The organism is Streptomyces sp. NPDC059142, assembly GCF_042755665.1.
Lineage (GTDB): Bacteria > Actinomycetota > Actinomycetes > Streptomycetales > Streptomycetaceae > Streptomyces.
In genome coordinates this window covers 6,727-15,169 of record NZ_JBHZDA010000133.1, presented here as the reverse complement: position 1 = coordinate 15,169, position 8,443 = coordinate 6,727, and the positions used below count along the sequence as shown (strand labels likewise).

Genomic DNA, 8,443 nt, shown 5'->3' with positions numbered 1-8,443 from the left:
TCGCGCGCGGGGGGGGGGGGCGGGGGGCCCCGGCGCGGGGCCCCCCCCCCCCCCCCCCCCTCGCCGTCACGGGTGCGTACGCCGCTGTCGCGGGTGCTCACGCGCCGGTGGTGACGCGCTCGCCGCCGACCTCGACCGCCGCGCAGCGCCAGCGCAGATCGGTGGACTGCTCCAGCCGGAAGGCGAGGGCGCGCACCTGTTCGCCCGCGGCGACGCTGGCGGACGCCTCGACCACCCCGGGCCGGGGCTGGGAGAACCGGCAGGAACGGATCACCGGGCGGACGCCCCTGGCCCGGAACGGGGCGCCCGGCGCGAGCCGGACGAGCTGTTCGTACGCCTCGCCGACGGTCTGGCCGAGCATCCAGTGCACGGGCCGGTGGCCGCTGAGGACGGCGAGCAGCCGCTCCGCGAACACCTCGTGCGGCGGGACATGGCGCCGGCGCTGCGGACGCGGCGCGCCGGGCCCGCGCGGATCGCGGCGGCCGGGCGGCCTGGCCCCGGCGGAGAAGGCGGTGGTGGAAGTGGCGGAAGTGGTCCTGTGCACGCAGATCGCCCCCGTTCTGCCCGTCCGGTCGAATACCGGTCGGTAACTTGTGATGGGGGATCTTTTACGGGCCCTTGGGGGAGCCCCGCAAGGAGGGGCGACCGGCGGTGCGCGGGGCGGTGGAATCACCTATCCGGGTGAGCGGCGGGCCGTATGGGGCCTGGTGAGGAGGGCGTGCGCGGTTCGTGGTGGACGCCTGCGAGCCCCTTGCGTGTCACCCCGAAGAGGGACTGACCCACGTATCCTTAGGTGTTCTCCCGACGACGAAAGCGGCCATGCCATGCGTGTGTACGTCCCCCTGACGCTTCCCGGTCTCGCAGAGGCGCAGAAGGCCGGCGAGCTGGGACCGGGGCCGCTGACGGCGTACGCGGTGACCCCCGGGCTGCGCGAGTGGTACGTCTCGGACGACATCGAGGAGCTGGAGTACGCCGCCCTCAACCGTGCCGCGGCCGCCTCGCTCCGGCTGATCGCCGCGGATCCGGCCGCCGCCCGCCGCCGGGTGGTCGTCGCGGCCGACGTACCGGACCGCGAGGCCGTGTCGGACCCCGACATGCGGCTGGACGCCTCCTCGCTCGGCGAGGTGCGGATCGCGGCGGCGGTCTCCCTGCGCAAGGCCGCGGCGGTGCATGTGGACTCCGACGACGCGGACGCCGATGTGACGGCAGCGGCGGCGGCGCTCGGGGCGGCGGACCACGGTGACGACGACGCGCGGTTCACGGTGGACGGCGCGGAGGACCACGAACTGCTCTGGTACGGAATCCAGGAGATCCCGAACCTGATCGCCTGATCGTCTGACCGCCCGGAGACTCCCGGCGCCTCGACCGCCCGGGAACGCCCGCGCGCCCCGACCGCCCGGAAGCGCCCGCGCGCCCGGTCGTCGGAACGCCCCGGGGCTCGGCCCCCGGGGCGTTGTCGGACCCGGCCGGTACCGTTCTGTCCATGGGGAATCGGAACACGCATCTGGTGTGGGACTGGAACGGCACGATCCTCGATGACATGCGCGCGATCATCGGGGCGACCAACGCGGCCTTCGCGGAGATAGGGCTGGCGCCGATCACGCTCGACCGCTACCGGGAGCTGTACTGCGTCCCCATCCCGCGCTTCTACGAGCGGCTCATGGGACGCCTGCCGAGCGACGCCGAGTGGCTCGTCATGGACGAGACGTTCCACCGCCACTACACGGAGCGGCGGGAGAGCTGCGGGCTGACGAGCGGCGTCGAGGAACTGCTCGTGGGGTGGACCCTCGCGGGCGGCAGCCAGTCGCTGCTGAGCATGTACGGGCACGAACACCTGGTCCCGACGGTGCGGGGGTACGGCATCGAGCGCCACTTCCTCCGGGTCGACGGGCGCAAGGGACCGTCGGGCGGCAGCAAGGCGCTCCACCTGGAGCGCCATCTGACCGAGCTGTCCGCGGCGGGCGGGGAGATATCCGCCGTCCGTACGGTGGTGATCGGTGACGCGGTCGACGACGCGGTGGCGGCGGCGCACGTGGGGGCCCGCGCCGTGCTCTACGCCGGCGGCACCAACAGCAGGGCCACCCTGGAGGCGGTGGGCGTCCCGGTCGTGGACACCCTGGAGGAAGCCGTGGCGCTCGCGCGGGACCTGGCGTAGCTCTCCCCGGCCCCGCCCGGGCGTACCCCTAGTCGCTCCGCCCCGAAGAGCCCTGGGACACCGGGGCCTTCTCGCGCAGCACGGTCAGGAACGCGCGCATCCACGCCGGGTGGTCGGGCCAGGCGCGGGAGGAGACCAGGGTGCCGTCCACCACCGCCTCGGCGTCCTGGAACGTCGCGCCCGCCGACTGCATGTCGATCTCCAGGGCCGGATAGGCGGTGACCCGGCGCCCGGCGAGTTCGCCGATCGCCGCCGTCAGGAGCGGGCCGTGGCAGATCTGCGCCACCGGCTTGTCCGCGTCGAAGAAGGACTTGAGGATCTTGCGCAGCTCCGGGTCGCCGCGCAGGTATTCGGGGGCCCGGCCGCCCGGGACGACCACGGCCGCGTACTCCGTCGGGTCGACCTCGGAGAACGCCAGGTCGGCGGGGAAGGTGTAACCGGGCTTCTCGGTGTAGGTGTCGAAGCCGGGCTCGAAGTCATGGACCACGAACCGGAGCTTCTTCCGGGAAGGAGCGGCGACATGCACCTCGTACCCCTCCTCGCGCAGGCGCTGGTACGGATAGAGGACTTCAAGGGACTCGGCGGCGTCGCCGGTGACGATCAGGACCTTGGCTGCCATGGCTGCTCCCGGGAAGAATGGGGCGGTCTGTCCATCTGCCGACCAGTCTGCCGACCCGCACCGCCGCCGTCCTCACGTCCGGCGAGAAGCGCGTCCCGTGTCACCCCGGACCACCCCGCGGGTCTGTCCGAAGTGGCCAATTCGGCGCCTTGCATTTGTACACAAGCGGCTCATGACGGAGGCTGGGTGGAGAGCGATAGCCTGGTGCCCGTGATCAGCGCGATACGCCGTGGGGGCAGCGAAGCCCCCGGCCTGCGCCCGGAGCGCCACCGCGCCCGGGCGACCGCCGCTCACCCGGGTCATTGCCCACGTCAGGCTCGCCCGCCGGTCGCGGCACCGGAGACGGGGCGACTGCCAAAATTGGTCAATAAGGCCCCGGACATCTCTCATCGCGGCATAACGTCGACCCAGACCGGAAACCCCGCGTCGTGGCGTTGTGTCGCTTCCTTCACCTACGTCACGCAACGGCGCGCGACAGGAGCCAGAGGACATGCAGACCAAGCTGGACGAAGCCAAGGCCGAGCTGCTCGAACAGGCGGCCCGGGCCGCTGAGAACAGCCCGCTGGGGGGCACCGGGGGGCTGGAGGACGGTCTCCGGAAGGACGGGGCCACCGCCGGGTCCGACGGCACGGGGCCAGGTGGCACCGGTCCGGGCGGGACCGGGGACGGTGACGGCGCCGACCGCGCCGCGGTCCTCGCGTACCTCCAGCGCTACTACCTGCACACGGCCCCGGAGGACCTCGCGGGCCGTGACTCCACCGATGTCCTCGGCGCCGCGCTCTCGCACTACCGGCTGGCCGGGAACCGTCCCCAGGGGACGGCGAGCGTACGGGTCCACACCCCGACGGTCGAGGAGAACGGCTGGACGTGCAGCCACTCCGTGGTGGAGGTCGTCACCGACGACATGCCCTTCCTCGTGGACTCCGTCACCAACGAACTCTCCCGGCAGGGCCGCGGCATCCATGTCGTGATCCACCCTCAGATCACCGTGCGCCGTGATGTCACCGGCAAGCTGATCGAGGTGCTTCCCGAAGGGGTGGCCGCCTCCGCCGACCGCCCCCACGACGCGCTCACCGAGTCCTGGATCCATGTCGAGGTGGACCGCGAGAGCGAGCGCGCCGACCTCCAGCAGATGACCGCCGACCTGTTGCGCGTCCTGTCCGACGTCCGCGAGACCGTCGAGGACTGGGAGAAGATGCGCGGCGCCGCGCTGCGCATCGCCGACGAGCTGCCCGGCGAGCCGACCGCCGACGACCTGCGCGACCAGGAGGTCGAGGAGGCCCGTGAGCTGCTGCGCTGGCTCGCCGCCGACCACTTCACCTTCCTCGGCTACCGCGAGTACGAGCTGACGGACAGCGACGCGCTGACCGCCGTCCCCGGCACCGGGCTCGGTGTGCTGCGCTCCGACCCGCACCACGGCGAGGACGACGACCACCCGGTCAGCCCGTCCTTCAGCCGGCTGCCCGCCGACGCCCGCGCCAAGGCGCGCGAGCACAAGCTGCTGATCCTCACCAAGGCCAACAGCCGCGCCACCGTCCACCGGCCCGGCTATCTCGACTACGTCGGGGTGAAGAAGTTCGACGACAAGGGCAATGTCGTCGGCGAGCGCCGCTTCCTCGGGCTGTTCTCCTCGGCCGCGTACACCGAGTCCGTACGCCGTGTCCCGGTGATCCGCCGGAAGGTCGCCGAGGTCCTGGAGGGCGCCGGCTTCTCGCCCAACAGCCACGACGGCCGCGACCTGCTCCAGATCCTGGAGACCTACCCGCGCGACGAACTGTTCCAGACGCCCGTCGACGAACTGCGCTCCATCGTCACCAGCGTGCTCTACCTCCAGGAGCGCCGCAGGCTGCGGCTCTACCTCCGCCAGGACGAGTACGGGCGCTACTACTCCGCGCTCGTCTACCTGCCGCGCGACCGCTACACCACCGGCGTCCGGCTGCGGCTGGTCGACATCCTCAAGGAGGAGCTGGGCGGCACCAGCGTCGACTTCACCGCGTGGAACACAGAATCGATCCTCTCCAGGCTCCACTTCGTCGTCCGCGTCCCGCGCGGTACGGAGCTGGCCAAGCTCACCGACGCCGACACGGACCGGATCGAGGCCCGCCTCGTGGCGGCGGCCCGCTCCTGGGCCGACGCGTTCGGCGAGGCGCTGAACGCCGAGTGCGGCGAGGAGCGCGCCGCCGAACTGCTCCGCAAGTACGGCGCCGCCTTCCCCGAGGGCTACAAGGCCGACCACTCCCCGCGCGCCGCCGTCGGCGACCTGGTCCACCTCGAAGCGCTCGACAAGGCCGAGGCGGACTTCTCGCTCTCCCTGTACGAGCCCGTCGGCGCGGGCCCCGGCGAACGCCGCTTCAAGATCTACCGCTCCGGCGAGCAGGTTTCCCTCTCCGCCGTCCTCCCGGTGCTCCAGCGGCTCGGCGTCGAGGTCGTGGACGAGCGGCCGTACGAGCTGCGCTGCGCGGACCGTACCCACGTCTGGATCTACGACTTCGGCCTGCGGCTGCCCCAGGGAGGCTCGGGCGGCGACTACCTCACCGAGGACGACCGCGAGCGCTTCCAGAACGCCTTCGCCGCCGTGTGGACCGGAGCCGCGGAGAACGACGGCTTCAACTCCCTGGTCCTGCGCGCCGGTCTGGACTGGCGGCAGGCGATGGTGCTGCGCGCGTACGCCAAGTACCTGCGCCAGTCGGGCTCGACGTTCAGCCAGGACTACATGGAGGACACCCTCCGCTCCAACGTGCACACCACCCGGCTGCTGATCTCGCTCTTCGAGTCCCGCATGTCGCCCGGCCGCCAGCGCGCCGGCACGGAGCTGACGGAGGCCATGCTGGAGGAGCTGGACGGCGCGCTCGACCAGGTCGCGAGCCTGGACGAGGACCGGATCCTGCGCTCCTTCCTCACCCTCATCAAGGCCACGCTGCGGACGAACTTCTTCCAGAGCGCGAGCGAGGGAAGCGGAAAGAGGGGCCGGAGCGCGAGCGAGGGAAGCGGAAAGAGTGGCCGGAGCGCCGGTGACGGTCAGCACCACAGCTACGTGTCGATGAAGTTCGACCCGCAGGCCATCCCCGACCTCCCCGCCCCCCGCCCCGCCTACGAGATCTGGGTCTACTCCCCGCGCGTCGAGGGCGTCCACCTGCGCTTCGGCAAGGTCGCGCGCGGCGGGCTGCGCTGGTCGGACCGGCGGGAGGACTTCCGTACGGAGATCCTCGGCCTGGTCAAGGCGCAGATGGTCAAGAACACCGTGATCGTGCCGGTCGGCGCCAAGGGCGGCTTCGTCGCCAAGCAGCTGCCCGACCCGGCCGCCGACCGGGACGCCTGGCTCGCCGAGGGCATCGCCTCGTACAAGATCTTCATCTCGGCGCTGCTCGACATCACGGACAACATGGTGGCGGGCGAGGTCGTGCCGCCCGCCGACGTCGTGCGCCACGACGAGGACGACACCTATCTCGTCGTCGCCGCCGACAAGGGCACCGCCAGCTTCTCCGACATCGCCAACGAGGTCGCGGTCGCCTACGACTTCTGGCTCGGGGACGCCTTCGCCTCCGGCGGCAGCGCGGGCTACGACCACAAGGGCATGGGCATCACGGCCCGCGGCGCCTGGGAGTCCGTGAAGCGGCACTTCCGCGAACTCGGCCACGACACCCAGAGCGAGGACTTCACCGTCGTCGGCGTCGGCGACATGTCCGGTGACGTCTTCGGCAACGGCATGCTGCTCTCCGAGCACATCCGGCTGGTCGCCGCCTTCGACCACCGGCACATCTTCATCGACCCGCACCCCGACGCGGCCACCTCGTACGCCGAGCGCCGCCGGCTCTTCGAGCTGCCGCGCTCCTCGTGGGCCGACTACGACAAGGGGCTGCTGTCGCCGGGCGGCGGCATCCACCCCCGTACGGCCAAGTCGATCCCCGTCAACGCCCATGTCCGCGACGCCCTCGGCATCGAGCCGGGGGTCACCAAGCTGACCCCCGCCGAGCTGATGAAGGCGATCCTCCAGTCCCCGGTCGACCTGCTCTGGAACGGCGGGATCGGGACGTACGTGAAGGCGTCCACCGAGACCGACGCGGAGGTCGGCGACAAGGCCAACGACGCCATCCGCGTCAACGGCGAGGACCTGCGGGCCAAGGTCGTCGGCGAGGGCGGCAACCTGGGGCTGACCCAGCTCGGCCGGATCGAGTTCGCCCGGCGCGGCGCCGGCGGCGAGGGCGGCAAGGTCAACACCGACGCCATCGACAACAGCGCGGGCGTGGACACCTCCGACCACGAGGTGAACATCAAGATCCTGCTCAACGGGCTGGTCACCGAAGGGGACATGACCGTCAAGCAGCGCAACAAGCTGCTCGCCGCGATGACCGACGAGGTCGGCGCGCTCGTCCTGCGCAACAACTACGCGCAGAACACCGCGCTCGGCAACGCCCAGGCGCAGGCGCCCTCCCTCCTCCACGCCCACCAGCGCTTCATGCGCCGGCTGGTGCGCGACGGACATCTCGACCGGGCGCTGGAGTTCCTGCCCGCCGACCGTCAGGTCCGGGAACTGCTGAACTCCGGCAAGGGCCTCTCGCAGCCCGAACTCGCCGTCCTGCTCGCCTACACCAAGATCACGGTGGCGGAGGAGCTGATCCACACCGAGCTGCCGGACGACCCGCATCTGCGCGCGCTGCTGCACGCGTACTTCCCGCAGCAGCTCCGTGAGCAGTTCGCCGAGCAGATCGACGCGCACGCGCTGCGCCGCGAGATCATCACGACGGTCCTGGTCAACGACACCGTCAACACCGGTGGTTCGACCTTCCTGCACCGGCTCCGCGAGGAGACCGGCGCGTCGATCGAGGAGATCGTACGGGCGCAGGCCGCGGCCCGGGAGATCTTCGGGCTGAACGCGGTGTGGGACGCCGTCGAGGCACTGGACAACCAGGTCCCCGCGGACGTCCAGACCCGGATCAGGCTGCACTCGCGCCGGCTGGTCGAGCGCGGTACGCGCTGGCTGCTCGGCAACCGGCCGCAGCCGCTGGAGATCGCGGGGACGATCGAGTTCTTCGCGGCGGGCGTCGAGCGGGTCTGGGCCCAGCTCCCGACGATGCTGCGCGGCCCGGAGCTGGAGTGGTACCAGGCGATCCTGACCGAGCTGACCGACACGGGGGTGCCCGAGGAGCTGGCGCTGCGGGTCGCAGGGTTCTCGTCGGTCTTCCCGGCGCTCGACATCGTCGCCATCGCGGACCGTACGGAGCAGGACCCGCTGGCCGTCGCCGAGGTCTACTACGACCTCGGGGACCGGCTGCGGATCAGCGGGCTGATGGACCGGATCGTGGAGCTGCCGCGGGCCGACCGCTGGCAGTCCATGGCCCGTGCCTCGATCCGTGAGGACCTGTACGCGGCGCACGCCGGGCTGACCTCGGACGTGCTGACGGTGGGCAACGGCAGCTCGACGCCCGAGGAGCGGTTCCGGGCGTGGGAGGAGAAGAACGCCGCGATCCTGACCCGGTCGCGCGCCACGCTCGACGAGATCCAGAACTCGGACGCGTTCGACCTGGCGAACCTCTCGGTCGCGATGCGGACGATGCGGACGCTGCTGCGCACGCACCGCTGACGGCGGGACGGCACCGGCGGAGAAACGGAAGGGGCGCCCGGCTCGTCAAGAGGCGGGGGGCCCAGGCGCTGTACGGGGACCAAAGCGG

The 8,443-nt window shown here is 71.6% G+C and carries 5 protein-coding genes; 3 read left to right on the top strand and 2 right to left on the bottom strand.

The window, feature by feature from the left end; translation table 11 throughout:
* Positions 1 to 97 precede the first annotated feature (97 nt).
* Positions 98 to 544: an Rv3235 family protein gene (locus ACFXPK_RS30390; RefSeq protein WP_385005991.1), complete on the bottom strand. Its 447-nt coding sequence runs from the start codon at positions 542 to 544 to the stop codon at positions 98 to 100.
* Positions 545 to 824: 280 nt separating this feature from the next.
* Here ACFXPK_RS30390 and ACFXPK_RS30385 point away from each other — a divergent pair, with 280 nt between their 5' ends.
* Positions 825 to 1,331 carry a DUF6912 family protein gene (locus ACFXPK_RS30385; protein WP_385080315.1) on the top strand — a complete coding sequence of 169 codons (507 nt, stop codon included), beginning with the start codon at positions 825 to 827 and terminating at the stop codon, positions 1,329 to 1,331.
* A gap of 152 nt (positions 1,332 to 1,483) precedes the next feature.
* Positions 1,484 to 2,155: an HAD family hydrolase gene (locus ACFXPK_RS30380; protein ID WP_385080313.1), complete on the top strand. Its 672-nt coding sequence runs from the start codon at positions 1,484 to 1,486 to the stop codon at positions 2,153 to 2,155.
* A 28-nt stretch (positions 2,156 to 2,183) separates the two neighbouring features.
* Here the strand turns inward: ACFXPK_RS30380 and ACFXPK_RS30375 are convergent, their stop codons facing one another.
* The gene (locus ACFXPK_RS30375) at positions 2,184 to 2,774 is read right to left on the bottom strand and encodes a DJ-1/PfpI family protein (protein WP_385005985.1); all 591 of its coding nucleotides are present in this window, start codon (positions 2,772 to 2,774) and stop codon (positions 2,184 to 2,186) included.
* Positions 2,775 to 3,264: 490 nt separating this feature from the next.
* Between ACFXPK_RS30375 and ACFXPK_RS30370 the strand changes: the two genes are divergently transcribed.
* On the top strand, positions 3,265 to 8,355 hold the full coding sequence (locus ACFXPK_RS30370; protein ID WP_385080312.1) for an NAD-glutamate dehydrogenase: 5,091 nt from the start codon (positions 3,265 to 3,267) through the stop codon (positions 8,353 to 8,355).
* Positions 8,356 to 8,443 lie beyond the last annotated feature (88 nt).

What these genes read in the sequence shown, in the direction of transcription:
- ACFXPK_RS30380 (WP_385080313.1), top strand. Translation starts at nt 1,484, where the DNA reads ATGGGGAATCGGAACACGCATCTGGTGTGGGACTGGAACGGCACGATC.
- ACFXPK_RS30375 (WP_385005985.1), bottom strand. Translation starts at nt 2,774, where the DNA reads ATGGCAGCCAAGGTCCTGATCGTCACCGGCGACGCCGCCGAGTCCCTT.
- ACFXPK_RS30385 (WP_385080315.1), top strand. Translation starts at nt 825, where the DNA reads ATGCGTGTGTACGTCCCCCTGACGCTTCCCGGTCTCGCAGAGGCGCAG.
- ACFXPK_RS30370 (WP_385080312.1), top strand. Translation starts at nt 3,265, where the DNA reads ATGCAGACCAAGCTGGACGAAGCCAAGGCCGAGCTGCTCGAACAGGCG.